The 24,355-nt window shown below is 63.1% G+C and carries 25 protein-coding genes and 2 pseudogenes; 7 read left to right on the top strand and 20 right to left on the bottom strand.

Annotated elements, in window-relative coordinates:
* Window position 1: 1 nt before the first annotated feature.
* Together gspK and gspG are read right to left on the bottom strand one after the other, a co-directional pair.
* Complete coding sequence (gene gspK / locus ACZYSP_RS32610) at window positions 2-958, bottom strand: type II secretion system minor pseudopilin GspK (protein WP_489018684.1); 957 nt, start codon at window positions 956-958, stop codon at window positions 2-4.
* 83 nt (window positions 959-1,041) lie between these two features.
* Window positions 1,042-1,494 carry a type II secretion system major pseudopilin GspG gene (gene gspG, locus ACZYSP_RS32605; protein ID WP_489018682.1) on the bottom strand — a complete coding sequence of 151 codons (453 nt, stop codon included), beginning with the start codon at window positions 1,492-1,494 and terminating at the stop codon, window positions 1,042-1,044.
* 156 nt (window positions 1,495-1,650) lie between these two features.
* On the opposite strand from gspG, the gene ACZYSP_RS32600 reads away from it, so the two are divergent.
* A complete protein-coding gene (locus ACZYSP_RS32600) occupies window positions 1,651-1,965 on the top strand; it encodes a hypothetical protein (RefSeq protein WP_489018680.1) in 315 nt (104 codons plus the stop codon).
* 254 nt (window positions 1,966-2,219) lie between these two features.
* On the opposite strand, the gene ACZYSP_RS32595 is transcribed toward ACZYSP_RS32600, so the two are convergent.
* The 6 genes from ACZYSP_RS32595 to ACZYSP_RS32570 are packed head-to-tail and all read right to left on the bottom strand — an operon-like array spanning window position 2,220 to window position 7,892.
* Window positions 2,220-3,233, bottom strand: coding sequence for a nitrilase (locus tag ACZYSP_RS32595; RefSeq protein ID WP_489018678.1), 1,014 nt, complete (start codon window positions 3,231-3,233; stop codon window positions 2,220-2,222).
* A gap of 47 nt (window positions 3,234-3,280) precedes the next feature.
* Complete coding sequence (locus ACZYSP_RS32590; RefSeq protein ID WP_489018676.1) at window positions 3,281-4,282, bottom strand: branched-chain amino acid ABC transporter permease; 1,002 nt, start codon at window positions 4,280-4,282, stop codon at window positions 3,281-3,283.
* Window positions 4,279-5,145, bottom strand: coding sequence for a branched-chain amino acid ABC transporter permease (locus tag ACZYSP_RS32585; protein WP_354401406.1), 867 nt, complete (start codon window positions 5,143-5,145; stop codon window positions 4,279-4,281). Before ACZYSP_RS32585 ends, ACZYSP_RS32590 begins: the two co-directional genes overlap by 4 nt.
* Before the next feature lies 1 nt (window position 5,146).
* A complete protein-coding gene (locus tag ACZYSP_RS32580) occupies window positions 5,147-5,839 on the bottom strand; it encodes an ABC transporter ATP-binding protein (protein WP_489018673.1) in 693 nt (230 codons plus the stop codon).
* On the bottom strand, window positions 5,826-6,569 hold the full coding sequence (locus tag ACZYSP_RS32575; protein ID WP_354338919.1) for an ABC transporter ATP-binding protein: 744 nt from the start codon (window positions 6,567-6,569) through the stop codon (window positions 5,826-5,828). The genes ACZYSP_RS32580 and ACZYSP_RS32575 overlap by 14 nt, the downstream gene beginning before the upstream one ends.
* A gap of 9 nt (window positions 6,570-6,578) precedes the next feature.
* Window positions 6,579-7,892, bottom strand: a complete 1,314-nt coding sequence (locus ACZYSP_RS32570; RefSeq protein WP_489018670.1) for an ABC transporter substrate-binding protein — start codon at window positions 7,890-7,892, stop codon at window positions 6,579-6,581.
* A 270-nt stretch (window positions 7,893-8,162) separates the two neighbouring features.
* On the opposite strand from ACZYSP_RS32570, the gene ACZYSP_RS32565 reads away from it, so the two are divergent.
* Window positions 8,163-9,143, top strand: coding sequence for an AraC-like ligand-binding domain-containing protein (locus ACZYSP_RS32565; RefSeq protein ID WP_354338923.1), 981 nt, complete (start codon window positions 8,163-8,165; stop codon window positions 9,141-9,143).
* Between the two features lie 4 nt (window positions 9,144-9,147).
* Here the strand turns inward: ACZYSP_RS32565 and ACZYSP_RS32560 are convergent, their stop codons facing one another.
* From ACZYSP_RS32560 to mdlC, 7 genes are all read right to left on the bottom strand, one after another.
* Window positions 9,148-10,278, bottom strand: a complete 1,131-nt coding sequence (locus ACZYSP_RS32560) for an alpha-hydroxy acid oxidase (protein WP_489018668.1) — start codon at window positions 10,276-10,278, stop codon at window positions 9,148-9,150.
* Window positions 10,279-10,324: 46 nt separating this feature from the next.
* Entirely contained in the window at window positions 10,325-11,248 is a 924-nt protein-coding gene (locus ACZYSP_RS32555; RefSeq protein ID WP_489018666.1) for a ketopantoate reductase family protein, read from the bottom strand.
* Entirely contained in the window at window positions 11,245-12,741 is a 1,497-nt protein-coding gene (iaaH, locus tag ACZYSP_RS32550; protein ID WP_489018746.1) for an indoleacetamide hydrolase, read from the bottom strand. Before iaaH ends, ACZYSP_RS32555 begins: the two co-directional genes overlap by 4 nt.
* A gap of 123 nt (window positions 12,742-12,864) precedes the next feature.
* On the bottom strand, window positions 12,865-14,235 hold the full coding sequence (locus ACZYSP_RS32545; RefSeq protein ID WP_489018664.1) for an MFS transporter: 1,371 nt from the start codon (window positions 14,233-14,235) through the stop codon (window positions 12,865-12,867).
* Window positions 14,236-14,388: 153 nt separating this feature from the next.
* A complete protein-coding gene (gene pobA / locus ACZYSP_RS32540; protein ID WP_489018662.1) occupies window positions 14,389-15,579 on the bottom strand; it encodes a 4-hydroxybenzoate 3-monooxygenase in 1,191 nt (396 codons plus the stop codon).
* A 9-nt stretch (window positions 15,580-15,588) separates the two neighbouring features.
* Window positions 15,589-17,037: an aldehyde dehydrogenase gene (locus ACZYSP_RS32535; protein WP_489018660.1), complete on the bottom strand. Its 1,449-nt coding sequence runs from the start codon at window positions 17,035-17,037 to the stop codon at window positions 15,589-15,591.
* A 66-nt stretch (window positions 17,038-17,103) separates the two neighbouring features.
* Window positions 17,104-18,726: a benzoylformate decarboxylase gene (gene mdlC, locus ACZYSP_RS32530; RefSeq protein WP_489018658.1), complete on the bottom strand. Its 1,623-nt coding sequence runs from the start codon at window positions 18,724-18,726 to the stop codon at window positions 17,104-17,106.
* Between the two features lie 116 nt (window positions 18,727-18,842).
* Between mdlC and ACZYSP_RS32525 the strand changes: the two genes are divergently transcribed.
* Together ACZYSP_RS32525 and ACZYSP_RS32520 are read left to right on the top strand one after the other, a co-directional pair.
* On the top strand, window positions 18,843-19,745 hold the full coding sequence (locus ACZYSP_RS32525; protein ID WP_489018656.1) for a LysR family transcriptional regulator: 903 nt from the start codon (window positions 18,843-18,845) through the stop codon (window positions 19,743-19,745).
* 343 nt (window positions 19,746-20,088) lie between these two features.
* A pseudogene (locus ACZYSP_RS32520) lies at window positions 20,089-20,886 on the top strand (site-specific integrase); the annotation flags it as partial.
* Window positions 20,887-20,957: 71 nt separating this feature from the next.
* Here the strand turns inward: ACZYSP_RS32520 and ACZYSP_RS32515 are convergent.
* Window positions 20,958-21,216, bottom strand: a pseudogene (locus ACZYSP_RS32515) (IS110 family transposase); the annotation flags it as partial.
* A gap of 464 nt (window positions 21,217-21,680) precedes the next feature.
* Between ACZYSP_RS32515 and ACZYSP_RS32510 the strand changes: the two are divergent.
* The 3 genes from ACZYSP_RS32510 to ACZYSP_RS32500 all read left to right on the top strand — a co-directional run bounded on the left by ACZYSP_RS32510 (window position 21,681) and on the right by ACZYSP_RS32500 (window position 22,503).
* Complete coding sequence (locus ACZYSP_RS32510) at window positions 21,681-21,863, top strand: DUF3606 domain-containing protein (RefSeq protein WP_489018654.1); 183 nt, start codon at window positions 21,681-21,683, stop codon at window positions 21,861-21,863.
* Window positions 21,863-22,120 (top strand): hypothetical protein, encoded by a 258-nt coding sequence (locus ACZYSP_RS32505; RefSeq protein ID WP_489018652.1) that lies wholly within the window; start codon window positions 21,863-21,865, stop codon window positions 22,118-22,120. Before ACZYSP_RS32510 ends, ACZYSP_RS32505 begins: the two co-directional genes overlap by 1 nt.
* Before the next feature lie 104 nt (window positions 22,121-22,224).
* On the top strand, window positions 22,225-22,503 hold the full coding sequence (locus ACZYSP_RS32500; RefSeq protein ID WP_093082501.1) for a DUF3606 domain-containing protein: 279 nt from the start codon (window positions 22,225-22,227) through the stop codon (window positions 22,501-22,503).
* Window positions 22,504-22,596: 93 nt separating this feature from the next.
* Here ACZYSP_RS32500 and ACZYSP_RS32495 read toward each other — a convergent pair whose 3' ends face one another.
* From ACZYSP_RS32495 to ACZYSP_RS32480, 4 genes are all read right to left on the bottom strand, one after another.
* The gene (locus ACZYSP_RS32495; RefSeq protein ID WP_256217013.1) at window positions 22,597-22,752 is read right to left on the bottom strand and encodes a hypothetical protein; all 156 of its coding nucleotides are present in this window, start codon (window positions 22,750-22,752) and stop codon (window positions 22,597-22,599) included.
* A 205-nt stretch (window positions 22,753-22,957) separates the two neighbouring features.
* Window positions 22,958-23,368: an Hsp20/alpha crystallin family protein gene (locus tag ACZYSP_RS32490; protein ID WP_489018650.1), complete on the bottom strand. Its 411-nt coding sequence runs from the start codon at window positions 23,366-23,368 to the stop codon at window positions 22,958-22,960.
* An 18-nt stretch (window positions 23,369-23,386) separates the two neighbouring features.
* Window positions 23,387-23,824 (bottom strand): Hsp20/alpha crystallin family protein, encoded by a 438-nt coding sequence (locus ACZYSP_RS32485; RefSeq protein ID WP_093082496.1) that lies wholly within the window; start codon window positions 23,822-23,824, stop codon window positions 23,387-23,389.
* Window positions 23,825-23,875: 51 nt separating this feature from the next.
* A complete protein-coding gene (locus ACZYSP_RS32480) occupies window positions 23,876-24,211 on the bottom strand; it encodes a polysaccharide deacetylase family protein (protein WP_093082495.1) in 336 nt (111 codons plus the stop codon).
* Window positions 24,212-24,355: the final 144 nt, after the last annotated feature.

Raw genomic sequence — 24,355 nt, 5'->3', positions numbered from 1 at the left:
CTCAGGCGCCCTCTCTTAGCCAGATCACCTGGGGCAGAACTTCCTTGTCGTCGTGCACCAGTGCCTGCATCAGAAGCGTTGTGTGTGACATCTGCAAGGCACTGGAAATGCGGAACCACTGACTGGTTATTCCGACGAGGATTTCGGTCTCGTCGATCTGAGGCATCTGAAGTCTGTTGGCAAAGTCGCCGCGATTGACGAACCACTGCCCGTTGTCGCGCGCCTGGAGCAACGCGCGGGCGCGGTCGAGCTCGAGTCCGGGCACCCAGGCGGCCAGCACCTCGGCTTTTGCGGTGTTTGCATTGATCCAGGTCCGCTGCGGCAGCACCGTCACGAACGGGCGCAAGCGCGCGACGCTGCCGGCATCGACGCCAGGAACGGCAAGCAAGTCTTCGATTGCGCGCAAACGTGGCGCCTGCTCCCGCGCGGGCAGGCTTGCAAGCCCCAGTTGCTGCGAAGCCTCCGGTGCTGCCTTGGTCTCCGATGCAGTGACGAGCGTACTCGACTGCCGATCGGCTTCAACCAGGCTCACGGCCACCCGCCTGGCAATACGGCCGGCCTGGTCCGGTGACACCCCCACCATCGCGCACAACCGCAAGAACGCTGCAGCTTCGCCCCGGTCGGCTTGCCCCGAGCTCACAAGATTGCGGAGATTGAATTTGGACTGCTCATCGGTGATCTCCGTGAATACATGCGCGGGTGCTCCCTCGATCTGACCGAGGACTTTTCCAATCACGGGAAGGCTCCATGGGCCATCGAGGCGGGTGACGGTTTCACGCTGAGCCGCCGAACGCAGTACGAGTTGTGCGCGACTGATCTCGCCGCGAAGCAGCCACCGGGCCTGGGCCCGGGTCTGCTCTGTCTGAACAGCGCGAATGGCTGCGGTCTGCCTTCCGAGCAATGCCGCCGCAAGCACTGCGATCACGGCAACCACCAGGAGCATGCTGACAACGGCCATGCCTTGCTGCGCATGACCTGTCCACAAGCAAAGCCGCCGCCGCAGGCCCGCGGGCTTCCCCCAGATTCCACACATGAGGCGGCCTACAGCTGCCAGGAACCGATGTCGGCGTTGGCTTTCTCTCCGCCCGGCTCCCCATCGGCACCGAGCGAGAACACATCGATTTCTCCGTTGGTGCCAGGGTTGAGGTACTGGTATGCCTTTCCCCAGGGATCGCTGGGCAGGCGCTCCAGATAGCTGCGCCAGTTCAGAGGAACCTTGCCCGAAGTTGGTTTTTCGACCAGTGCCCGCAGCCCCTGGGCCGCACTCGGATACTCGCCGTTATCAAGACGGTACAGCTTGAGCGCCTGCATGAGCGCGCCCACATCCTGGCGTGCCGCCGATGCCCGCGCCTGATCCGGGCGCCCCATCAAATTGGGGACGATCAGTGCTGCGAGGACACCCATGATGACCAGCACGACCATGATTTCGATGAGCGTGAATCCCTGCTGCAGCCGCAAGCGCAGGTTTGTCTTCTTGAGGTTCCCTGCGGCCATTTTTCTCTCCAATGCGATGCCTTTGACACCTGGAGATGATCGCAATGCGGCGTGTCAGCTTGATGGACGAAGCTCGGGAGGAATGGCGGTTGCCGGGCGTCAATAGGAATGCTTTTGGGCGTCGGGGTTGCGGAATCCTCCCGACCATTTCCAACGATGGAGAATCAACAGCTCTGGCCGGCACCCTCAGCAGCTTGCGCTGCATTGGAAGCAGCGATCGGCTCCATCATTGCTGCGCACACCTGTAGCGGCCGAAGAGTTGCTCTTCGGTTCTACTGGGTCGAAACGACAGCGGCTGGGCAGATCTCGATCTTCGTCACGGACAACCTCAGCGAGGTCTATAGGAAGGCCAGGATTGATGCGGATGTCGACGTGATCACAATATTTCTTTCCAGCTTTGGTAATCTGCATTTCCACACGAACGAGCGCCCGGTCGAGCACGATGAGTGTCCAACCGTAGCGCGGGTATGAAGAACTATCGCGAAGAGCCTCCGCCGGGGGGCAAGAAGTCGAAGCAGAACTCGTTTGGCTTCGGCTTTAGGAGCAAGCTCAACTGAAAACGCCCAGTACGGCGAGTGGTGCAAGTCCAGGCTCCGGTGCCTCGTGCGCCTTTCCCTTGTTTCAGCGTCTGCAAAACCATCTCACCTACGAGATGCGCCTGCGAAGGCTTTTCGTAACGCATGTTGAGTCACAGGCGCCTGGGGAGTCCGACGCCGGAAAGTCAATCAATCGACCTTTGCTTCTGTCCATTGGTCCCCGTCGGTTACGCCTTCACCAAAACTGATGCTCGTCCGGCGTGGATTCTTGTTGACCATGAGGCGTACAACGTCGCCGCGAGCGTAGTGACCTGATGGGTCATAGGCGGCTTTGGCAACTGCAATGTCGGCGAGATCGAGCTCTGCGTAGAGCAGGCCCTCCTGGTCCTGAGGCATGTGCGCCACTAAGGGCTGTCCGTCCGGTCCGAAGATCATCGAGTAACCGCCACCAGGCTTGCCTCCGTCGGCATTGAGCAGTTCCGCTCGCTCGGGCGTATCGCACAACACGTCGAACATGTCTTGTCCGGTGACGGCGCAGGAATGAAGCACATAGCATCCCCCTTCGAGCGCGTAAATCTGACTGGCGGCCAGATTGACCTCATGGCCAAGCGCAAAGGCTTTGCCGCGGTACAGCGTGAACGACGGCCAGGACGCGACGTGCACCTGCTCGTGCATCGAGTACATCGCGTACTTGGAGAGCGGTTGGATGTGTTCTGCGCAACACAATGCACCCAGCCGGCCGACGCTGCTGTCGGCGACCTGGAAGTCCGAGCCATCGCCCTCGCCGAACAACGTGCGCTCGACGTGCGTGGGTTTCAGCTTTCGGCGCTTGAACACCATCTCGCCCTTGTCACTGATGAGCGCCTGGCTGAGGTACAGGGAGCCACCCTCGATTTCGGAAAAACCGATCACAACATTGATATCCGACCTCTTGGCAGCCGCGGCGATTGCTGCGAGTTCCGGTCCGTCAGCTCGAAGCGAATTCGCGTGGTATCTGGAGACGAACTGCATTCCCCATGCAGGCGTGCCGAGCCACAGCCACCACGGGTAGCCCGGAATGAAGACTTCGGGAAAGGCCACGAGCTTGGCGCCGTTTGCACCTGCTTCGGCAATGAGGCCGATGGCTTTTTGCGTTGACGCCCGCGCGTCGAGAAAGACTGGGGAAGCCTGGACGACGGCGACCTTGAATGCTGTTTCGGACATCTGGATTTCCTTGACCGGAAGTGAACTGAAGTAAGGGGGAGATGAGGTCAGCGGCGAGGCATGTCGCGTCGCACGCCAAAAGGATCGATGGCCCATCGCCGGGTGACGAGACTCCAGGCGCCGCCGGGTGCAAACACCATGGTGGCAATGGCCAACGAGCCGAGACCGATGAAATACCACGAGCCATAGCTGGCGAAGGACTCGCGCAAGAGGAAGTAAAGGATCGTTCCCAGGATCGGGCCTTCCAATGTTCCGATACCCCCCAGGACTGCAATGAAGATGGCAGCGGCGGACCAGTTCAACGAGAAGGTCGCGTCCGGCGTCACCTGCAGCGTGTTCATGTAGGCCACAGCTCCCGCGAGTCCGGTGATGGATCCCGCGATGACCCAGAGCGCAAGCTTGGCCCGCTGGATCGAAACGCCGGATGCGGCCGCAGCAGCCTCCGAATCCCGCACGCTCATCAGCGCCAGGCCCAGCTTGCCCCTGAGCATCAGGCGCGCGATCACGAGTGCGCCAACGCCCGTGATCAGCGCCGACCAATAGACACCCGCGTTGCGAGTCCAACGATCGAAGCTTGCGAGTGCTTCGAGCGGCATGCCGCCCCCGGCTCCCAGCCATTCGCTATTGAGCGTCAGGATTCGCAGCATCTCCGCAAGAACCCACGTGCCTACCGCAAAGTGGGCGCCGCTGAGCCGAAACATCGGCAGTGCGCTCAGCAACGCGAAAAGCGCAGTCGACGCCGCTGCCAGCGGCAGCATCACCCAGGGGTTGATTCCCAACCTGTTGGAAAGGGCGAAAAGAGCGTAAGCCCCCACGCCGACGAACATCTGGTGCCCCACGACGACCAGCCCGCCGTAGCCTGCGAGGAGATTCCAGGCCAGGGCCATCGCGAAGACGGTGAAGATCTCCACAAGGAGACGTTGCGTTGCGAAGCTCGTGAACCACGGCGCCAAAGCCAAGGCACCCAGCACGACGAGCACGGCGAAGCCAACTGCCGCCCTCCCCGCTTTGCGGCGCCGTGCTCCGTCCATCAATGCGACCGAGTTCATCGGGAACCCTTTCCAAAAAGCCCTTGCGGCCGTGCCAGCAGCGCGATCAAGAAGACCAGGTGTCCGAAGAAGGGGCCAAGCCCCGACGACACCTTGGCACCAAGAAGCTGTGCCACGCCGATGACCAATCCCCCGACGAACGTGCCCCAGACGTTGCCAAGGCCGCCGAGCACAACGGCCTCGAACGAGTACAGCAGGCGCTCGGGCCCCGCCGTCGGGGAAAACGGCGTCCTGATGCCGTACATCACCGACGCCAGCGCGATCACGGCGAGGACAAAGCCGGTGACCAGCGCGAAGAAGTTGCGGTCATTGACGCCAACCAGACGCGCGGTGCCGGGGTCGTCCGCGACGGCGCGCGCCTGCCGTCCCAGATGGGAGTGACCGATCAACCAGCTGGTGCCCGCAAAGATGGCCACGCTGATCAATGTCGAGGCGAGCGGCAGCAGCCCTATCGACACGCCGCCCAGATCGAAGCCCCGCAAGGCAAACTCGCCAGCCTGAAGACTGCGCGTATCGGCCGTGTAGACCTCCTGCAGGACGTTCTGCACGACGATCGAGAGGCCGAACGTCAGCAGCAGCGGCGAAAGCGCTCCCCTGCCGACCACGCGATTGAGCAAGACCCGTTGCAGCACATAGCCGATGACGAACATCATGGGAACCACCGCGAGCAACGAGAGAAACGGACCGACGCCCAGGGCTTGCATCACGGTGCTGCACAAATAAGCCCCCAGCACGATCAGATCGCCGTGCGCGATGTTGATCATCTTCATGACGCCGAGGCTCAGGCTGAGTCCCAGTCCGAAAAGGGCATAGAGCGCACCGAGCATCAGCCCGCCTGCGATGGTCTCGATAAATGCTTGCATGTCAGATTCCAAAGTAGGCTTGGGCAACTTGCGCATGGTCCGCATGCTCGGACGTTCCTTCCAGCACCACGCGCCCCTTCTGGATGCAATAGAAGCGATCGGATTCGGAAAGCGCGCGCTTGACGTTCTGCTCCACCAGCACGACGGCCAGGCCATCGCTGCGGGCCCGCCCCAGGAGTTCGTAAACCTCGTTGACGGCAACCGGAGACAGGCCCAGCGAGATCTCGTCGCACAGCAGATAGCTGGGGTTGCAGACCAGCGCGCGCGAGAGCGCCACGAGTTGCTGCTGACCGCCCGACAAGGCGGTCGCCGGGCGATGCTGAAATGCTTCCATCACCGGAAATTCCTTCATCAGGCGCTCGATGGTCCATGGCCCCTTGCGTCCATTGCGCATGGCCAGCTGAAGGTTTTCACGAACCGTCAGGCTGGGAAACAACCGTCGGCCTTCCGGCACCAGTGCGATGCCGCGATCGAGCTGCTTGCGCTCCGGGTCGCCGCCCGCGGGCCGGCCGTCGAGCAGAACCCCGTCGGGGCGTGCGCGGACCGAACCGACGATCGAACGAAGCAGCGTCGATTTGCCCGCACCGTTCGATCCGATCAAGGCCACGGTTTCCCCCGGCTTGACCTCGAATGTGAGACCGAACAACGCCTGGAACAGGCCGTAGTACGCATCGAGTCGTTCAGTGCGCAGCACGGTCGACCTCCTCGCCAATGTCGGAGCCGAGGTATGTGTCCCGCACAGTCTGGTCGTCCATGACCGACCTGGGGTCGCCATCACAAATGACGGCACCGCTTGCAAGCACCACAAGACGATCCGCCGCCGAAACCAGGGCATGCACCAGATGCTCGATCCAGAGAACGGTGACGCCGCTTTGATGAATCGTGACGATCAGCTGCAGCAGCTGCTGCATCTCGCCGTCGGTCAGCCCTCCGGCCACCTCGTCGAGCAGCAGCAGGCGTGGCTGCGTGGCGATCGCACGCGCAAGCTCGAGACGTTTTCGCTGAAGCAGCGTGAGCGTGCCTGCCAGCTTGTTCGCGACGGGAGCGAGGCCGCAGCGTTCGATCGCGTCGACCGCCAATGACTGTGCGGCACTCCCGTTCCCGCTGCTGCCGAAGGTCGCGGCGACCAACGCGTTTTCATAGGCGGTCATGCCTTCGAACGGCTGCGGAATCTGGAAGGTGCGCCCGATGCCGGCACGGCATCGCTGCGCTGCATCCATCGTGGTGACGTCCATGCCGTCGAGAAGCACGCTGCCGCTGTCACAGCGCGTGCTTCCGGAAATGAGCCCGAACATGGTGCTCTTACCTGCGCCGTTGGGACCGATCACGCCGATGAATTCGCCGTCCGCTACGGAAAGCGAGAGTTTCGGGATGACAACCATGTCGCCGTAGCGCTTGGTTGCGTCGCGCAATTCGAGCAGCATGGCAGTTCCTCAGGCCAGCTTCAGGAGTTCGAACTTGCGCTGCACGGGAATCTCCGGTGCTGTCTTGTTGTTCGTGATGAAGAGCTCCGGCTTGCCTGCGGCGTTCACTCGCCATTGCCCCCCGACGACACGAATCTTGGAGACGTTCTTGATACCGCTCGATGCGAAGTCGAGCCTGCCAATGATGGTGTCGTGTTTCATCACGCGCACAGCGTTGGCCACCTTGACCGGGTCCTTGGGGTCGCCACTGGCCTTGAGCGCCTGGATTCCAGCTTCGAACAGCGCGTGAACGACGCCCAATGGCTGCGTCCACTCGCGCTTCGTGGCGGTGGTATAGGCATCGGCAAACTGGTTGGCCGTCTGGCCGGTGAGGCTCGACTTGAACGGATAGGCGGGCGTCCACCAGATCTCGGTGGACATGCCGTCGGCACGCGGGCCGAGTGCAGCGACCCCACCGGGGAAAAGCAGAGCCTTGGCCACAGTCGCGACCTTCGGCTTGAAGTTCATTTGCGCGGACTGCTTGACGAACGAAGCCCACTCGGGCGGATTGAACAGGCCGGTAACGATCTCGACGTTGTCTTTCTTGAAGGCCTGGATGTAGGAGGAAAAGTCGTCGGCGCCGGCGGGGAACCGCCCGATGTCCACGATCTTGTAGCCTGCCTTGGCAAAGGCGCCGGGCATGCCAAGCTTCATATCGCCCATGGCGTTGCCTGGCACGTCGTTGCTGAAGACCGATCCGACGACCTTGTTCGACGGCACGTTGGACCAGATGTCGAGGTACACGTCGGCGATGTCTTCAAGGCCCCAGAAGAAGTGGAAGACGCTCTTGAAACCCTTGGCCGGATCGCCCTTGAGCGGGAACAGCCACGCTTGCCACGGACCTACCGTCGAGATGCAGGGGACGCCATTGAGTTCGCATTGCTGCGATGCGTTGGGACCGATCGACACCTGCGCCAGCATGAGGTCGATGTTCTCCTTGTTGATGAGCTCGGCCGCCAGGTTGGACTGCCGGTCCGGGCTGCTCTGGTCGTCGCGCGCCAGGATCTCGACCTTGTATTTCTTGCCGCCGACGGTCAGCCCGTCCGCAAGCGACTTGCGCACCTGATCGAGGATGAAGTCGTCGGCCTCGGCAAACGGCGAGAAAGGACCCGTCTTCGGGCTGATGTAGCCGATCTTGATCGTGTCCTTATCGGCCGCCCAAGCCGAACTGGCCTGGCCAAGAGCCGCTACCGCACCCAGCGCCGCCGCGCCGCGAAGCAACTGGCGACGGTTGCCAAGGAGGCCGGTGTAGCTGGCGTTCTGCATGTGAGTCGATGTCTTCAAAGTGCGCTCCGTTGCGGTTACAGCCCTCCGCGAAGGCCTGCCCAACTTTCCTTTTTTCCGGCACGCGCGACTTTGTTGGCTAGGCCAGAAAAGTTGACTGGAACGGCCCTTCCCAGGGGCTACAGACGCGCGCCACCGTGGAGTGACCTAGGGTTTTCTTGGCATCAACCTTGCGTGATTTCGATCAGACTCCGGAGATCCGGATGAATGCACCGGGCCTGCGCTGCCCGGGCACCTAGCAAGTGCAACGTCAGCCCCAGGCGGGCCGCCATGTCGACCTCAACTGCCACCTCGATCCTCGCTTCCACTGCCGACTTCGATCAGCACGACAAATTCGTCTACTGGCAGGAGGTCGTGTGCCGTGCATTGGTCGACCTGGAATGCAGGCCCATGGACGGAACGGCCTTCGAGGCGTCCGTAAGGGGATCGATCCTTGAAGGTTTGAGCGTTGTCCAGATCGAAGCTTCCGCGCATCGCGTCTCGCGTCAGCCTTCGGCCATATCGCGTTGCGGCGAAGAGTCGCTGATCTTCAACTTCGTGCTCTCGGGCACCGCCTTGGCGGAGCAGGACGGAAGAAGCGTCGTGTTGAGAGCTGGCGATGGTGCCGTCTGCGATGCACAGCGCCCTTATTCGCTCAGATTCGACGACGCGTTCAAGCTCATCACGATCAAGCTCGCGCATTCGGCCATCGCGCACCGGGCCGCGAGCATCCATCGCATCACCGCGAGAAACCTGGCGGAATCGAGCCAGATGTGCCCGATCCTCTTTGGGTACCTGGTCAGTTTCAGCAAGCAGGCCTCTCTTCTCGAGCCGGCCACATCGGAAAAAGTGGTCAGGAACTTCACCGAATTGCTGTCTGCCGCCCTGGACGAGGTCATCCTGGCCTCACCGCTGCCGCTCTCGGAATACCGGGCCACCGCATTGATGCGCGTGAGGGACTTCGTGGAGCGCAATCTCGACGTGTGCGAACTCGGCACGTCCATGGTGAGCACTGCATTGAATTTGTCGCCGCGGTATATCAACAAATTGTTCGAAGCCGAGAACACATCGTTGACGCGCTACATCTGGCGCCGGCGCCTGGAACGCGCAGCGACCGATCTGCAAGATCCGGCGCGCGCCGGCCTCGGCATCTCCGCGATCGCGATGGCGCACGGGTTCAACGACCTGAGCCACTTCAGCCGGGCATTCCGGCAACGGTTCGACCTGTCGCCCCGCGCGTACCGCGCAAGCGGCACCGCCTTGACTGCCTGAGGCGTTACCGGCCGTTCGGCGAGCCGGGCAGATCGCGCACGGTTGTCGCGCCGAGCAGGGTCATGCTGCGGACAAGTTCGTCGGCCAGGATTTTCAGGACGGCTGTCGCGCCCTGTTGCCCGCCCACCGCCAAGCCGTAAAGCGTGGGCCGGCCCACGAACACAGCCGTTGCACCCAGGGCCAGGACCTTTGCGACGTCGCCGCCCCGACGAATTCCGCCGTCCATGAACACGGGGATGCGTCCGTCGACGGCACGCACGACACGCGGCAGCGCCGAGATCGCCGAAGGCGACGCATCGTTCTGGCGGCCGCCATGGTTCGACACGATCAGGCCATCGATGCCATGGTCGACGGCCATGCGTGCATCGTCCGCATGGAGCACGCCCTTGAGAAGGAGTGGCCCCTTCCACAATCCACGAAGCCACGCCAGGGATTCCCAGACGAGCGACCGGTCCATGGCGCGAGCCAGCAACGCGGCTTGCATGCTGGTCGAACCCGCGCCGCTTCCGGACGGCGTCAGATTGGCGAAGTCCGGCGCGCCGTGCGGGGCCATCCGAAGCGACCACCTGGGGTGACTCACCAGATCCCAGGCCAGGCGGGGTGTTGGCCGAAACGGCATGCGGAATCCGTTGCGCATGTCGAGTTCGCGGTTGCCGCTGACGGGAACGTCCACGGTCAGCACCAACGCCTGGTAATCATCCTTTTGGGCACGCTCGACGATCTGGCTCGCCATCTCGCGGTGCATGACGTACAGCTGCATCCACTGCGTGCCGCCCGGGGCGGCCGCGCGTACATCCTCCAGTCGCATGTTGGAGGCGGTCGACAGTGAAAAAGGAATCCCCGCACCGGCGGCCGCGCTCGCCAGCAGGCGATCGCCCTCCGGCCGAACCAGGCCGTTGAGCCCGGTAGGCGCAATGCCGAAAGGCAATGCCCATTTCCGGCCGAAGACCTCGACCGACGTATCGACCTGCGTGGTGTCGCGCAGCACGCGCGGCGTGAGTTCGATAGCCGCCAGATCGCCTGCGTTTCGACGCATGCAATGTCCATCGTCGGCAGATCCTTCGATGTAGTCATAGACGAATCGCGGCAGCACCGAGCGGGCTCTGCGCCGATAGTCTTCGATGTTCAACAACATGAGATTTACACGAGGGTCCAGTGAGCGTTTTGTATCGATCGCGGTGTCAGGCGATGGCGCGCACTTCCGCGAGGCGCACGAGCGACAGCAATGTCTCCGTGACAGGCAGTTCGATGCTCAGGCGACCGGCCGCCGCCACGACCGCGCCATTGATGCTCTCGACCTCGGTGCGGCGCCCTGCCAGGATGTCCTGCAGCATGGATGGTTTGTGCCCGATGTGTTGCGCAATGGCGCTCGCCACATTGGCCCGGCATTTGGCAGGGTCCACGTCTATGCCCATCCGCAATGCGACGGACAGCACTTCCGTGACGACGTCGTTTGCAAGGCGACTGCCGTCGGCTACCTTGCCGAGTTCATCGACCGTGCACCCGGAGACGGCGCAGATGCTGTTCAGCGCTGCGTTGAACGCCACCTTCTCCCAGATCGCCGCCCACACGGTGCGGTCCGAGGTGCAATCGAGCCCGGCCTTCGTGAGCACCTCTGACACTTGGGAAACAAAGGGGCGCTCGATTCCGTCGGCCGCCATGAGCCGCACGACGCCCTTGCCGTGCGAGTGCACGTGGCCGGGGCCGACCATGTCCGCCGGCCATGTGGTGACCCCGATCAGGATGCGCTCCGGTGACGCGAACCCGGCGATCTTCTCGACATTGCCCAAGCCGTTTTGCAGCGACAGCACATGCACGTTGGGTCCGATCAGATGCCGCACACCGGACAGGGCCGCACTGGTGTGCAGCGTCTTGGTGAGCACCAGGAGCAGGTCAGGAAGATCAGCGGCATCTTCCGGCCGCAGCGCCTTGAGCACCGTGACCTGCCGATCTCCACCGTCGGTGGCCAGGCGAAGCCCCTTGGCGCGGATGGCTCCGATGTGCGCGTCGTTCACGTCTATCAGCGTGACTTCGTTGCTTGATTCGGCGAGCAAGCCACCGAACAGGGACCCCATGGCGCCTGCGCCAACTATCGAAATTTTCATGACGACTTCATCTGTGAAATGTTTGGCGGCGGCAACACACCGAGCAAGGTCTCCATGGACATCCCGATGCCGACCAGCTTGCGGTCGCTGCCAATGGGGCCATCGATCGCCAATCCGACCGGCAGACCCGCGGGGGTCAGACCTGCCGGCAAGGTGATACCGGGGATCCCGGTTGTGCTGCCAGGGTCGGTGTTGCGGATCGAGGTGCCGAACGTGTCGACGAGCGCGCCGCCGTTGACCGAAATCCTCGAAGATCCGTTCACCGGATCGATCACTGGAGCCGGCACGATCGTGGTCGGGAAAATTATCCCGTCCAGCCGGCTGTCCGCGAAATAGCGGGCATAGAGCGTCTGCATGCGCGGACGATAGATCCTGATTGCAGCGTCGTATTCGGCGCCGGCGGCATCGCTCACCACGGCGCCCATGGCGCCCTTGACATCGGGACTTGCGACTTTGGCGCCGATGTCTGCCAGCGTGATTCCCTTTGCGCCGGTTGCGGCAAGGTACTTCGGGATGTCTTCGTGCGCTTCATGCAAAGCGATCGGGAACGCTGCCTTGGCGTTGAGCTCCGCCAGCCCCACCGTGTCGACATCGACCAGGACGACGCCGGCCGAGAGCAATCGCGCCTTCGCGCGTTCCATGACTGCGGCAACCTGGAAGTCAACGCCCGACCAGAAGCTTGCTGGGACACCCAGACGCAAGCCGGGCAGAGACACCGGTGTCGCAATGGGCGACCCGCACATGACGGCGTCGAGCAGCGCGACGTCCTGCATCGTCCGGGCTATCGGCCCGATCGTGTCGCGCGTGTGGCTGATCGGGAGAACACCGGTACCGTCGTATCGCCGGTCCCGACCTCCGTTTCCTACCGAAGGGCGCAGGCCAGCCAATCCGCAGAACGATGCCGGGATTCGCACCGAGCCGCCGGTGTCGGTGCCCAGGCCGGCCGGTGCGATCCGCGCGGCGACCGCCGCTCCCGTGCCGCCCGAAGAGCCGCCTGGGACGCGCGTCATATCGTAGGGGTTGCGCGCCATCCCCGCGAACGGCGAGAAGTTTGTGCTGGTGGCGCCGAACGCCAGCTCGTGCATGTTCGCCTTGCCAAGCACGATGGCACCCGCATCAAGGAGCTTCTGGAGGGTCGGCGCGTTGGCCGTGGGTCGAAGATCGCGCAGCGCGGGCGTTCCCCCCGTGGTCGGCAGGTCGCTTGTGTTGATGTTGTCCTTGACTACGATCGGCAAGCCCGCCAGCGGTGGCAGCTCCTCGCCACGGGCACGCTTGGCATCCACGGCCTTCGCTGCCGCGAGGGCCCCAGCCTTGTTCAGCGTGATGAGACTGTTGAGGTAGGAGAACTCTTCGGCTTGGGCAACAAGCGTTGTCATGTACACCTCGGCTGACAGTCGACCGGTGCTGATTGCTTCCACCGCCTGCGACGCTGTCAAACCGAGTTGGTCGGCCTTGGACAGTCCGCCGAGAGATGTGGAAGCACAACCACTCATGACGCCGCCCAGCAACGAGGAAGCAGTGATGGTGCTGGAAACTTTCAGAAAGCCTCGACGTGAAGATTCAACGGACATTGGACACCTATGGAAGTTGATGGGCGGCAACCTGGAAGTACGCATTCAGGCGTCATGGCCGCGATGGAGGAGCACTTCGCGCCCAGGAATGTGCCGGCGAACGACGAGCAGCGCGACCATTGCGAAGAACATCGCCGAGCCCAGCAACGCCAGATACGCCATGGCTCCGCCTGCCGTGATCACCGCAGCTCCCGCGAAGGCGCTCAGGATGGCTCCCAGGCGCCCGAACGCCAATGCGGATGCAGTTCCCGTCGCTCTCACGCTGGTGGGGTACATGAATGCGCACAGCGCGTACATGGTGGACTGCACGGCGTTCACGAACATGCCGTGCACGCCGAATCCGAAGATGAGCAGGTTTGTATCCTTTCCCACGTTCAGGGTCTGCAAGGCGAACGCGCTTGCAGCGGCACCGGCGCAGCACAGGACCAGCGGCCAGCGAGATCCAAAGCGGGTTATTGCCACCGCGCAGGCCAGCGCCCCGATCACGCCTCCGAGGTTGTATGCCGTCAGTCCCGAGCCGGCGACCGCCATCGAAAGCCCCTCCGACGCCAGCATCGTCGGCAGCCAACTGAAGGCGGTGTACACGGCAGTCAGGCACATGAAGAACGCAGCCCAGGTCGCCAGCGTGTCGCGGGCCAGGCCGTTTGAAAAGAGTGCGGAGAAGCCAGCGCGCCTTTCGACGACTTGTTCAGCGACATCGGTGTAGGTAACGTCCTGAGCCATGGGGCGGCCCATGCGTCCAAGCAGTCTGCTCAGCTCGCCCCAGCGCGCCGGATGGCGGGCGAGGAACCGCGGCGACTCCGGCAACGTGAAGAGCAGGAGCACCGCCAACGCCATCGGGAAAATGCCGCCGATGAAGAACAATCCGCGCCATCCAAAGGTCGGCAGCACTTCCGCAGCGAAGAGGCCTGCCAGCATGCCGCCGAGGGGTACGCAGACAATCGTCGCCGTCACGGCGAGCGTCCTGCGGCGGGCGGGCGTGAACTCGGCGGTGACCGTGGTCGAGCTCGGGAGCGCACCGCCGATGCCGAGGCCGGCGATGAATCGAAGCACAGCGACGGTCGACACGTCCGGCGCAAAGCCGATCGCGCAGGTCGCGGCGCCGAACAGGAAAACGCTTGCGATGACAGCCATCCGCCGGCCGAAACGGTCGGCGAACAGCCCCGCGCAAGCGCTTCCGATGCCCATGCCGACCAGGCCCGCCGCCACAGCCGGAACGAAGGCTCCGCGCGTAATGCCCCACTCCTTGATCATCGATGGAATCGCGAACCCGATGAGTTGTCCATCGAACCCATCCATCACGATCGAAAGGGCTGCCAGGAAAACCACGACCTTCTGCATGGTTGTGTATGCGCCGTCGTCCAGCAGCCGGCCGATGTCTGCGTTGCCTTTGAAGGGAACAGCAGGAGCGCTCATGGGCGCCCCCGCAAGTTGAACGGCTCGTCGAGCGCCAACGAAAAATGATGGTTCATGTCTTGTCTCCAGATGGGGCGCCCGGCATTGCCTGGCGCTCAGGGTGTGCAGCGCCAACGATTGGCTGCCGCCTATTGATGGGCGGTCGTGTACGAATCAGTCGACGAGTTCGTCGAATGGCAGTCCAACGTAGTTCTCTGCCAGGGCGGTCGAAGCGGCGCGCGAGCCGGTGACGTAGTCGAGTTCCGCGATCTGCACCTTGTGCTGGAAGTCATCGGCACCCGGGAAGCGATGCAGCATCGAGGTCATCCACCAGGAGAAGCGCTGCGCCTTCCAGATGCGTCGCAGCGCGGTGTCGCTGTAGCGTTCGAGAAGGTCTTCCCGGCCTGACTTGTAGAACTCCACGAAAGCACGAGCAAGAACCCGCACGTCGGCTACCGCGAGGTTCAACCCTTTTGCGCCCGTTGGAGGGACCACGTGCGCGGCATCCCCTGCCAGGAAAAGACGGCCGTACTGCATCGGCTCGGTCACGAAACTGCGCATCCCGACAACGGTCTTGCTGAAGATCTCGCCTTCGATGGGAGCCCAGCCGTCGCGAGTTGCCAGACGAGCGCGGAACTCACTCCAGATGCGGTCGTCCGACCAGTTCTCGATCTTGTCCGTCGGCTCGCATTGAAGGTACATGCGCTGCACATCGGGTGACCGGGTGCTTACCAATGCGAAGCCGCGGTCGCTGAGCGCGTAGATGAGCTCCTCGGACGAAGGGGGAGCCTTGCAGAGAATGCCGAGCCATCCAAACGGATAGAGGCGCTCGAAGCCTTTGAGAACTCCCTGCGGAATCGCCGGCCGGCTGACACCTTGCGTGCCATCGCAGCCGGCGATGAAATCCGCCTGGATGGTCTGCAGTTCGCCGCCTGGTTGGCGAAAGCGCACATGCGGAGACTTCGAATCCAGGTCGTGAAGGCTGACATCGGCCACTTCAAACCGGATGTCGCCGCCCGTGGCCAGACGTGCCTGCACGAGGTCCTTGATGACCTCATGCTGCGCGTAGACCATCACGGCCTTGCCGTTCGTCAGCTCCGGGAAGTCGATGCGCCGGTCGATTCCATCAAAGCGAAGAATGGTTCCCTCGTGCCGAAACCCCTCGCGCTCCATGCGGGCACCGACGCCGATCTCCTTCATCAGGTCGACCGTCCCCTGTTCCAGAACGCCGGCCCTGATGGTTGCTTCTATGGCGGCACGGCTGCGCGTTTCCAGAACGATCGAATCGATGCCTTGCAGGTGAAGAATGTGAGACAGCATCAGCCCCGCAGGGCCAGCACCGATGATGGCGACTTGGGTCTTCATGTTCGACATTCAGAAGGGGTATTGGCGCGGCGTGGTCTGCACGGTCAGCCAACGCAGTTCGGTGAAGGCTTCCACGCCGGCCTTTCCGCCGAAGCGGCCGATACCGCTGCCCTTGACGCCGCCGAACGGCATCTGTGCTTCGTCGTGGACGGTGGGACCGTTCACATGGCAGATGCCCGACTCGATGCGCCCCGCCACATGAATGGCGCGCGCCACGTCGCGGCCGAACACCGCGGCCGCAAGGCCGTACTCGTTGTCGTTGGCGCAGGCAACGGCCGCTTCCACACCGCTGACCCGAACGATGCCTTTCACAGGGCCGAAAGCCTCCTCCCGGAAGATGCGCATTTCCGAGGTGACGTGATCGAGCAGCGTCGCGGGCATCAGGGTGTCTTTCGCCTTGCCGCCGATGACGAGCCGGGCGCCCTTGGAAATCGCGTCGTCGATCAGTTCGTTGCAGCGGTTGACCGTGCTCATGTCGACCACCGAACCGAGCACCACAGGTCCCTGTCGCGGGTCGCCCAGCGGAAGGCTCGCGGCCCGTGCGCTGAGCTTGGCAACGAATTCATCGGCGATGCTCTCGTCGACGACGACGCGTTCCGTCGACATGCAGATCTGTCCCGAATTGGCAAATGCACCGAACACCGCTGCGTTGACGGCAGCATCAACGTCGGCGTCGTCCAGGATGACCAAAGGCGCCTTGCCGCCGAGTTCGAGCACGACGGGCTTGAGGTACTTGGCGCAGGTGGCCGCGATGAGCTTGCCGACGTGGGTCGAACCCGTGAAGTTGACACGCCGAACCGCGGGGTGCGCCACCATCGCTTCGACGATGGCAGCGGCGTCCGCAGGCGCGTTGGTCACGAAGTTCACCACGCCCTTGGGGAGGCCGGCCTCCTGCAGCGCCTCGATGATCAGCCCATGCGTGGCCGGACAGATTTCGCTGCCCTTGAGAACGACCGTGTTGCCGCAGGCCAGCGGCGTCGCGATGGCACGCACGGCCAGGATCACCGGTGCGTTCCAGGGCGCGATGCCAAGAACGACGCCCGCAGGCTGCCGCACGGCCATGGCCAGGTTGCCCGGCACATCCGAGGGGATGACCTCGCCGCTGATCTGGGTGGTGAGCGATGCGGCCTCCAGCAGCATGCCGGCGGCCAGGTGGACATTGAAGCCTGCCCAGATGGCCGATGCGCCGGTCTCGGCGGCCACGGCCGCTGCAAAGGCCTCCGCCTTGGCTTCCAGCGCATGCGAAGCCTTCATGAGCAGCACCCGGCGTTCGCCGGGACCGGTGGTCGACCAGGTCTTGAAGGCCTCGGCTGCGGCATCCACCGCGGCAATGGCGTCTTGCGTCGTGGCCGCGGGTGCGGTCGTCGCGACGCTGCCGTCCAGAGGATTGCGCCGCTCAAAGGTTGCGCCGTTGCGAGCGTCCGTGCGCTCGCCATTGATCAACATCGAAATCTTCATCGGCTTGTCTCCGTATGGTGGTTTGAAAGAATGCGTCGTCCGTTGGAACGGGAATGATTGGCAAGGTCAGGCGACTCGGACCTCCACGACGCTTGGCGTGTCACTGGACAAGCCCTCGTCGAGGGCCTTGCGCAGATCGGCCGGATCGGTCACACGCGATGCCGTGCATCCCATCCCTTTGGCCAGCGACTGGAAATCGAGGTCGGGGAGTTCGGTGCCCTGCACGACATCGGTGGGCGAGAAGCCGAACACCGGCGCGAAATCCTGGAGTGCGGCGTACCGGCGGTTGTTCAGGATCACGAAAGTGATCGGCAGCTTGTTCTGAGCCGCGCTCCATAGCGCCTGGATGGAGTACATGCTCGACCCGTCGCCGATCAGGCAAATGACCCGGCTGCCGGGCTTGCCCAAGGCAACGCCCACCGATGCGGGCATGCCGTAGCCGAGGCCGCCGCTGTCCATCGTGTAGAAGGTTTCGCTGCGAGTGAACGGTAGATGCGCCTGCATCACGGGCCTTGCGCTCGGCGCCTCTTCGACCACGATGTGTTCCGGCTTTTTTGCTTCGGCGAGCGTCTGGAGCACATAGGCCACCGACATCAGCGGCGTCGGCTCTGCGCGCGGCGCGGCGTTTCTTGCGGGGGGAAGCGGGCGGGTCTTCTTCGGCGGCAGGGCCAGCAGGTCGAGCACGCTCAAACGGATGCTGCCGACCGCCGAGATGCCGACAGGCGCCCAAGCTGCCGTATCGGGGTCCTCGGTCAACTGGCAGAGGGCTGCGCCGGCAGGCACATGAGGTCCCGCGCCTTCGACGTGATAAGCGAACGCCGGCGCGCCGATGGCGAGGATGAGATCGTGGCCGTCGAGCAATTCGACGATCCGCTCGCGCATTGCCGGAAGGAAGCCGGCGAACAAGCGATGGTCTTCCGGAAAGCTGCAGCGCCCGGACATCGGAGCGACCCACACGCGCGCGTTGTGAGCCTCTGCCAGTGCGACGACTTCGTTCCACGCGTCGTCCCGGTCGGCTGCAGCGCCCACCACGAATGCCGGGCGCTCGCTTGCTTCCAGCGCAGCCGAGACCCGGGCGATTAGTTCGGGCTCCGCACGCATTCGGGTGCTCACGACCCGGGTCGGAACCAACTCTGCGCGTTGGTCCCAGTCGTCGACGGGCACCGAAACCAAGACCGGGCCGCAAGGCGGCATCATGGCCAGGTAGTAGGCCCGGGCGATCGCAATCGGCACGTCTTCTGCACGGGCGGGCTCGATGCTCCATTTGACGTAGGGCTTCGGCAGTTCGGTCGCCTGGGCTGAAGACAGGAACGGGTCGAAGGGAAGGATCGAACGCGCCTGCTGCCCGGCCGTGATCACCATGGGCGTGCGGTTCTTGTAGGCGGTGAAGATGTTGCCCATGGCGTTGCCCACGCCGGCCGCCGAGTGAAGGTTCACGAACGCAGCGTTTCGAGTCGCCTGCGCGTAGCCGTCTGCCATGCCGACCACGCAGGCTTCCTGCAGACCGAGGATGTAGCGGAAGTCGCTCGGGAAGTCGCGGAACATCGGAAGCTCGGTCGACCCTGGATTCGCGAACACGGAGGTCATCCCGAAGCGGCGCATTAAGTCGAACACGGCCTCGCGGACGGTGATGGCGTTTGCTGGCTGCGTGGCCTTTGCGACGACGGCGTGCGGTATGGGTGCGGTCATTTCGTGCTCTCCTGCTGTGCACCGCGAACTCGCAATGCTGTCTCGATGGCGGGAGTGTGAAACCGCACACTCATCTTGAAAATTGCCTTTTTGAGAAAAAGTCATTACCGTTATGCATGACTTTTGATCTGCAACAGCTCGTCGCTTTCAACGCCATCGTTTCGTCGGGCAGCCTTGGGCGAGCGGCCGATGCGCTGAACATCACTCAACCTGCGTTGAGTCGCACGATTCGCAGATTGGAAGAACAGGCTGGGGCACCGCTGTTCGAGCGCCATTCGAAGGGAATGCAGCTCACCGATGTGGGCCGGGCGCTGCAGCCGCATGCACTGCTGCTGCAGCGCGAATCGGAGCACGCAAGCGAGAACATCAAGGCCATGCTCGGGCTGGCGAAGGGAACGATCCGCGTCGGTGCAGTTGGGAGCATCGCTTGCCTTGTGCTTCCTTTGGCCATCGGCCGAACTTGCAAGAAGTGGCCGAACCTTCAGGTTCAGATCATCGAAGGCGTATGGGATCGGCTGGCGGACGCGCTCGTCTCGCACGAGATCGACCTGGCGCTAGGGGTTGACGTAGAGGACACAGGCGAGATCGTTGCCGTCAAGGACTGTAGATGGGAAGACACCAGCTACGTCGTTGCGGGCCGTCACCATCCTCTGCGCAAGAAACCGAAGCTGAAGCTGTCAGACACTCTGGCCGAGCGCTGGGCGATCCTTCCAAAGGGGACGGGACCGTTCGAGCACATGAAGAGCGTATTTGCGCGGCAGAACCTTGCTCTGCCCAACGTGGTCGTCGAGACCCGTTCTGTGATGGCGCTCAAGAGCTTGATCGGCCACTCGGGTTTTCTTGGGTGGATGCCGGCGCCGATGTACGACGCGGAGCGAAAGGCCGGGCTGATCGATGCGCTAGACATCCCCGGGGCGAGCGACAAGAGGACCTTGACCGCCTTCCGGAGACGGGCAGGCATGCTGCCGGGCCCTTCGACCAAGCTTCTCGAAGAGCTTCGCGCGTTGACAGCAAACTGAAGTCGTCGAAGGCTGTGACGCTGTCAGCCTTAGTCCATACACCCACTGCGCCGGGACCTGCGATGTGGGTGTCCTCGACGTCAATGGCCGTTTTGCCGTCGAGCAGCACCTGGATGCGGGTGTCTTCGCCCACGCGTATCAGCGAAAGAGGTTGCTGCTGAAACTCCGCCCGCTCAGGTGCTGAGCGTGTTTGCGCCGATGCCAATCTGAGCCACCGCGCCAACTTTCGACTGCGCCACCCGTACGAACAGAAAATCAACTACAGATGCGGCCTTTGGGGCGATATGCCTGGCTCACATGGTAGTCGGCACATGGCCGCGAAGTGGCTCAATCCATCACCGACATGAAGGAAGTGCTGCGAGCGCCTCGGCGCTCCAAGGCCTTCACCCTCGATGCGCTCAAGACGAAGCTGGGCAAGCTGAAGCTGAAGGACGTCACGCGCGAGCGGCTCATCCAGTTCGGCAAGGACCGCGCCAAGGAAGGTGCCGGCCCCGTCACCATCAGCATGGACATCGGCTACATCAAGCTGGTAGTTTCTCACGCCGCAGCCGTTCACGGGGTTCGCGTTCCGGTAGAGCCCATCGATCTGGCTCGCATCGCGCTCAAGCGCCTGGGCCTGGTCGGCAAGGGGCGGGAACGCGACCGCCGCCCTACCCTCGGCGAACTGCAGGCGCTTGCCGACTACTTCGCCAGCAATTCGCGGCAGATCATCCCCTTGGGGCGAATCATGCGGTTCGCGGTCGCCACCGCGATGCGCCAGGACGAGATCTGCCGCATCCGATGGGAGGACATCGATGCCAAGGCCCGTACCGTGATCGTGCGCGACCGGAAGGATCCGCGGGACAAGAACGGCAATGACCAGAAGGTGCCATTGCTTGATGTCACGGGCTTCGATGCCTGGGCCATTCTCGAGGAGCAGAAACCGTTCTCCGGGAACAGCAGCCTTGTCTTTCCGTACAACGGGCGCTCTGTCGGGACCGCTTTCCGGCGGGCCTGCAAGGAATTGAGGATCAAGGACCTCAAGTTCCATGATCTACGGCACGAAGCAGCCAGTCGCCTTTTCGAGGCCGGGTTCACCATCGAACAAGCTGCGCTTGTGACCGGGCACAAGGACTGGAAGATGCTCAAGCGATACACCCATCTGAGGCCAGAGCACCTGCGCGGCGTCAAGCCAAAGCACATTCCACCTTCGCTCGATTTACCGACCGGCCCCAGGCTATCCATGAGCATCGCTGGCAGCCGGGTCTTCGCATCGCACATGGCGTCAGGCAATGCTTTGAGCAGTGCCGCGTTGACCTTCCGGCAGCACGATGCCGAACTCAGAGAGCAGCCCCCGAAGTTCGTTCGTCTGCATGATGCGGGTCTTCATGAGTTGCGCGCGCAGCCGGTGCAGCGACAGCACAATCTGCTGAGCCTCGGTCTTGACGGGAACGAAGCGCATGCCGGGCTGCTGGCACGCCGTCCAGATCGCTTAACTGCGCAAAACCACAGGCCGGCGCTTCCGCCATCAGATATTGCGACCGGTTTCCACACCAGCCGGAACTCCAAGGTAACACTGCAGCACCGATTTCCGCATGCGTCTGATCAGTCCCACGATCCGTTCCCCGCCTGAGCGATGCATGCTTCGTGGAGAGGTGCGCGCTTGGGTGCTGTATGCATGCCGATGCCAAAGAAAAGCTGAGCAGGCGTCCATTCGTGCGGCTCGTTCATTGACGCGCCAGTGCCGAGCTTCGCACGTGCTTTGAAGAAATGTCCCGATGGAAATGCTGATTCTTTTCGGCCTCCACCTCGAGTTCGCGCTCGCTCAGCGAGTTCCCATGCGTAGGAAAGATGCCGTCAACCAATAGCGCATTTTGGAGATGTCCGTCGCTTCTCCTTGAGGACACTCTGTGAGTTCTGGCTGGCGCGGTGCCGGCTTTCATGGAGATCCAACGTATGGCAGACGACCCGAAGAAGACCGGCCTTGATCGCAAGCTCGTTAACCTCGGCGAACCGCACGAGGTGCGCTCATGGACCGAATCACTGGGCTGCACCGAGGCTCAACTGCGAGACGCCGTGAAAGCGGTCGGCAACTCCGCCGACGCGGTGCGAAAGTACCTCTCGGGGAAAGAAAAGTGATGTCTCCAATCCGCCGGATCTCGATCCACGTCGAGGAGCCGGAACCTCGGCGCTTCTACTGGGTGCTCATGGAAGAAGGCAACGACGCCTCGCAGTGGGGCGAGCTCGAGTCAGCGAACGAGCCCTGTGACATGTGGCTCGACGCACTCCAGGCTGGCACGAAGGCGCTGTTGGGATATGTCCCCGACGAACGCATAGGCCCGCGAGCTTCGAGTGACCACGAAGAAGCATCCCCGGTCGGGAGCGATGGCGCTTAGGAGGTATCGCGATGGCTCTCTACGCCCTGCTGTGCACCTGGCGAAAGCTCGCCTGGTATGTCCGTCGCGGCCCACTCTCGTAACCGTTTGTTGACGTCGCCAATATGACTCGCCGTACGAAGACGATAAACATCTCCGCAGCCACGGCGGCCGACGCAAAAGCATGGGCGACGCGTCTGGGGTGCACGGTTGCGGAACTTCGAATCGCAGTCCGGGCTGTGGGAAGCTCTCTCGACCGCGTCAGGGCTTACCTCGACGCGCTCAACAGCCGGACACCGCCTAAAGGCATCGAGCCGAACGCGCCCGATCAGCCGATCCTTCCAACGACGGCACCTGATATACGCCTGCCGCACTGGCCGGCATCGCAATCTTCAGAGCGTTGACAGGGCACACCGCTGCGCGGCGCGCGCGCCTTCACTCCGAGTCTGCGCGCAGCCTGTTCAACTCTGACCTACCCCGTGGCGTGATGCGCAAAATCACTCCCCCCGGCCGGTGCCATCGCCCGCCTCAGCGAGATTCGCCTCGACAAGGTCGGCAGCGGCCAAGACGGCCGCGCACTCAATGTCGCTCTCTTCGTGGATGACCAGGGGAAACGACGCATCCTCAATGCGCCGCAGGAAATTCATCGGCATCGCCGTTGCACCTCCTTAAGTTGAGATGAACCAGGCGCTGTCGTTGGACGCACGCACACACCTGCTCGGTCGCCCTATTGCCCCCCGATAGCGCTCAGTCGGCCAATGCACGGGCGGGAGCGCCCCCGCCCCTGTTGGTCCGTAGAGGCACATACACCGCGCGATGCGTGCAGCCGTGTCGGCTGCACGCTCATCGACGCACCCCTCAAGCCAAACTAACGTCGATCCGCCTGGGCTTCGCATGCTCGGCTTTGGGAATCCGCAGCTTCAACACGCCTTGCGTGAGCTCGGCCGACACCTTCTCCGTGTCCAGCTCCTTGCTGAGCGTGAACACGCGACGGAACCTCCCGAGCCCCACCTCGGTGTGACTGGTCTTCAGGCCGTCAGGCACCGTCAAGCTCGACTCGGCCTCGATGGTCAGGGTCTCCGCCTCGACATGAAGATTCAGCTTCTCGCGCGAGACGCCCGGCAGGTCCGCGTAGAGGGTGATGCCACCCGAGTCTTCGACCACGTCGACAGGTGGGGTCAATGCCGCGTTGCCATAGCGCAGCGTCTCCTGCTTCGGGTCGGCGCTTTCGGGCGCATCAGGCGAACGGGTCTGAATGTCTTTGCTCATGGTGTTCGTCTCCTTGGCTCATTGGACAGCAATGCGACGCGGCTGAGCCGACGCACGACGGCGAACGGTAATGCGCAGCACGCCGTCGCGCAGCTTGGCGTCAACCGCCTCTGGGTCGGCATCGTCGGGCAGCGTAAGCATCCGGCGGAATTGGCCGTCGAAGCGCTCATTGATGTGAACTGCTGCTTTCGCATCCCCCTCGGGCAACACGCTCTTGCGTTCGCCCGCGATGGTCAGAAGGCCGCGTTCGAGGTGGACCTCCAGCGTCGCCGGATCGATGCCCGGCGCAAACGCATAGATCTCCACCGTCTGCGGCGTGGCGCCGACATTCAATGCAGGAAATCCATTGCTGCCGTAGCCACGGATGGTGGGCGCCAGGTCGAACGCCTGCTGCATGTCCCGCTGTAGGCGATCCATTTCTGCAAGCATGTCGCGCGGAAAGAATGATCGGTACATGTTCGAATCTCCAAATCTTGAATGAAGTAAACGAGAGATGGGCCGAGATCCTCACTGAGGCAGGCGATGCGAGCTGGCCTCCCGTGAAGGGCCGCCGGCATCCGGACGGCGCCATGCGGTGATGCGCGGCGAGCGGCTTCGCCAGCGCGGAGGGCGCGATTCCGGATAGTTGAATTTCGCCAGTTCCTCCCGTCCCTTCTGGGTGATGGCCAGCACCTGCGCCGCCGAGGCGGGTCCGGCCATGGAGAGCGGATTCGAGGGCGATGGCACCAGGGCGACGACGAGCCCGGCGGCCCGCAGAATCCTGACCTGGTCGATGTCCTCGGCGCGATAGAACGTAACGGGCAGGCGAGAGCCGGCGATTTGCTTGAGCAAGTTCATGGTCATTTCAATACCTCCTTTTCGGTTGACCAATTTCCGACGGAAGAGAAGATAGGAGAGCCCGTGCGCGATTTCAAGAGGGAAATTTCGACATCCAGCACCGCCCCCCGAGCCCGCGGCGCGCTTAAAAAAAAGCCCGGCCGCTGAGGG

This window comes from Variovorax sp. F042 (genome assembly GCF_057814215.1).
Note: the sequence above shows the minus strand (reverse complement) of the source record. Positions and strands in the feature narration are given on the sequence as shown.

Bases quoted from the DNA above. Each gene is read 5' to 3' on its own strand.
- iaaH (WP_489018746.1), bottom strand. From the start codon at position 12,741: ATGAGTGGTTGTGCTTCCACATCTCTCGGCGGACTGTCCAAGGCCGAC.
- gspK (WP_489018684.1), bottom strand. From the start codon at position 958: ATGGCCGTTGTCAGCATGCTCCTGGTGGTTGCCGTGATCGCAGTGCTT.
- gspG (WP_489018682.1), bottom strand. From the start codon at position 1,494: ATGGCCGCAGGGAACCTCAAGAAGACAAACCTGCGCTTGCGGCTGCAG.
- ACZYSP_RS32590 (WP_489018676.1), bottom strand. From the start codon at position 4,282: ATGAACTCGGTCGCATTGATGGACGGAGCACGGCGCCGCAAAGCGGGG.
- ACZYSP_RS32525 (WP_489018656.1), top strand. From the start codon at position 18,843: ATGACTTTTGATCTGCAACAGCTCGTCGCTTTCAACGCCATCGTTTCG.
- ACZYSP_RS32595 (WP_489018678.1), bottom strand. From the start codon at position 3,233: ATGTCCGAAACAGCATTCAAGGTCGCCGTCGTCCAGGCTTCCCCAGTC.
- ACZYSP_RS32545 (WP_489018664.1), bottom strand. From the start codon at position 14,235: ATGAGCGCTCCTGCTGTTCCCTTCAAAGGCAACGCAGACATCGGCCGG.
- pobA (WP_489018662.1), bottom strand. From the start codon at position 15,579: ATGAAGACCCAAGTCGCCATCATCGGTGCTGGCCCTGCGGGGCTGATG.
- ACZYSP_RS32555 (WP_489018666.1), bottom strand. From the start codon at position 11,248: ATGAAAATTTCGATAGTTGGCGCAGGCGCCATGGGGTCCCTGTTCGGT.
- ACZYSP_RS32510 (WP_489018654.1), top strand. From the start codon at position 21,681: ATGGCAGACGACCCGAAGAAGACCGGCCTTGATCGCAAGCTCGTTAAC.
- ACZYSP_RS32485 (WP_093082496.1), bottom strand. From the start codon at position 23,824: ATGTACCGATCATTCTTTCCGCGCGACATGCTTGCAGAAATGGATCGC.
- ACZYSP_RS32505 (WP_489018652.1), top strand. From the start codon at position 21,863: ATGTCTCCAATCCGCCGGATCTCGATCCACGTCGAGGAGCCGGAACCT.
- ACZYSP_RS32600 (WP_489018680.1), top strand. From the start codon at position 1,651: ATGGAGAATCAACAGCTCTGGCCGGCACCCTCAGCAGCTTGCGCTGCA.
- mdlC (WP_489018658.1), bottom strand. From the start codon at position 18,726: ATGACCGCACCCATACCGCACGCCGTCGTCGCAAAGGCCACGCAGCCA.
- ACZYSP_RS32575 (WP_354338919.1), bottom strand. From the start codon at position 6,569: ATGCTGCTCGAATTGCGCGACGCAACCAAGCGCTACGGCGACATGGTT.
- ACZYSP_RS32565 (WP_354338923.1), top strand. From the start codon at position 8,163: ATGTCGACCTCAACTGCCACCTCGATCCTCGCTTCCACTGCCGACTTC.
- ACZYSP_RS32535 (WP_489018660.1), bottom strand. From the start codon at position 17,037: ATGAAGATTTCGATGTTGATCAATGGCGAGCGCACGGACGCTCGCAAC.
- ACZYSP_RS32495 (WP_256217013.1), bottom strand. From the start codon at position 22,752: ATGCCGATGAATTTCCTGCGGCGCATTGAGGATGCGTCGTTTCCCCTG.
- ACZYSP_RS32500 (WP_093082501.1), top strand. From the start codon at position 22,225: ATGACTCGCCGTACGAAGACGATAAACATCTCCGCAGCCACGGCGGCC.
- ACZYSP_RS32480 (WP_093082495.1), bottom strand. From the start codon at position 24,211: ATGACCATGAACTTGCTCAAGCAAATCGCCGGCTCTCGCCTGCCCGTT.
- ACZYSP_RS32560 (WP_489018668.1), bottom strand. From the start codon at position 10,278: ATGTTGTTGAACATCGAAGACTATCGGCGCAGAGCCCGCTCGGTGCTG.
- ACZYSP_RS32490 (WP_489018650.1), bottom strand. From the start codon at position 23,368: ATGAGCAAAGACATTCAGACCCGTTCGCCTGATGCGCCCGAAAGCGCC.
- ACZYSP_RS32585 (WP_354401406.1), bottom strand. From the start codon at position 5,145: ATGCAAGCATTTATCGAGACCATCGCAGGCGGGCTGATGCTCGGTGCG.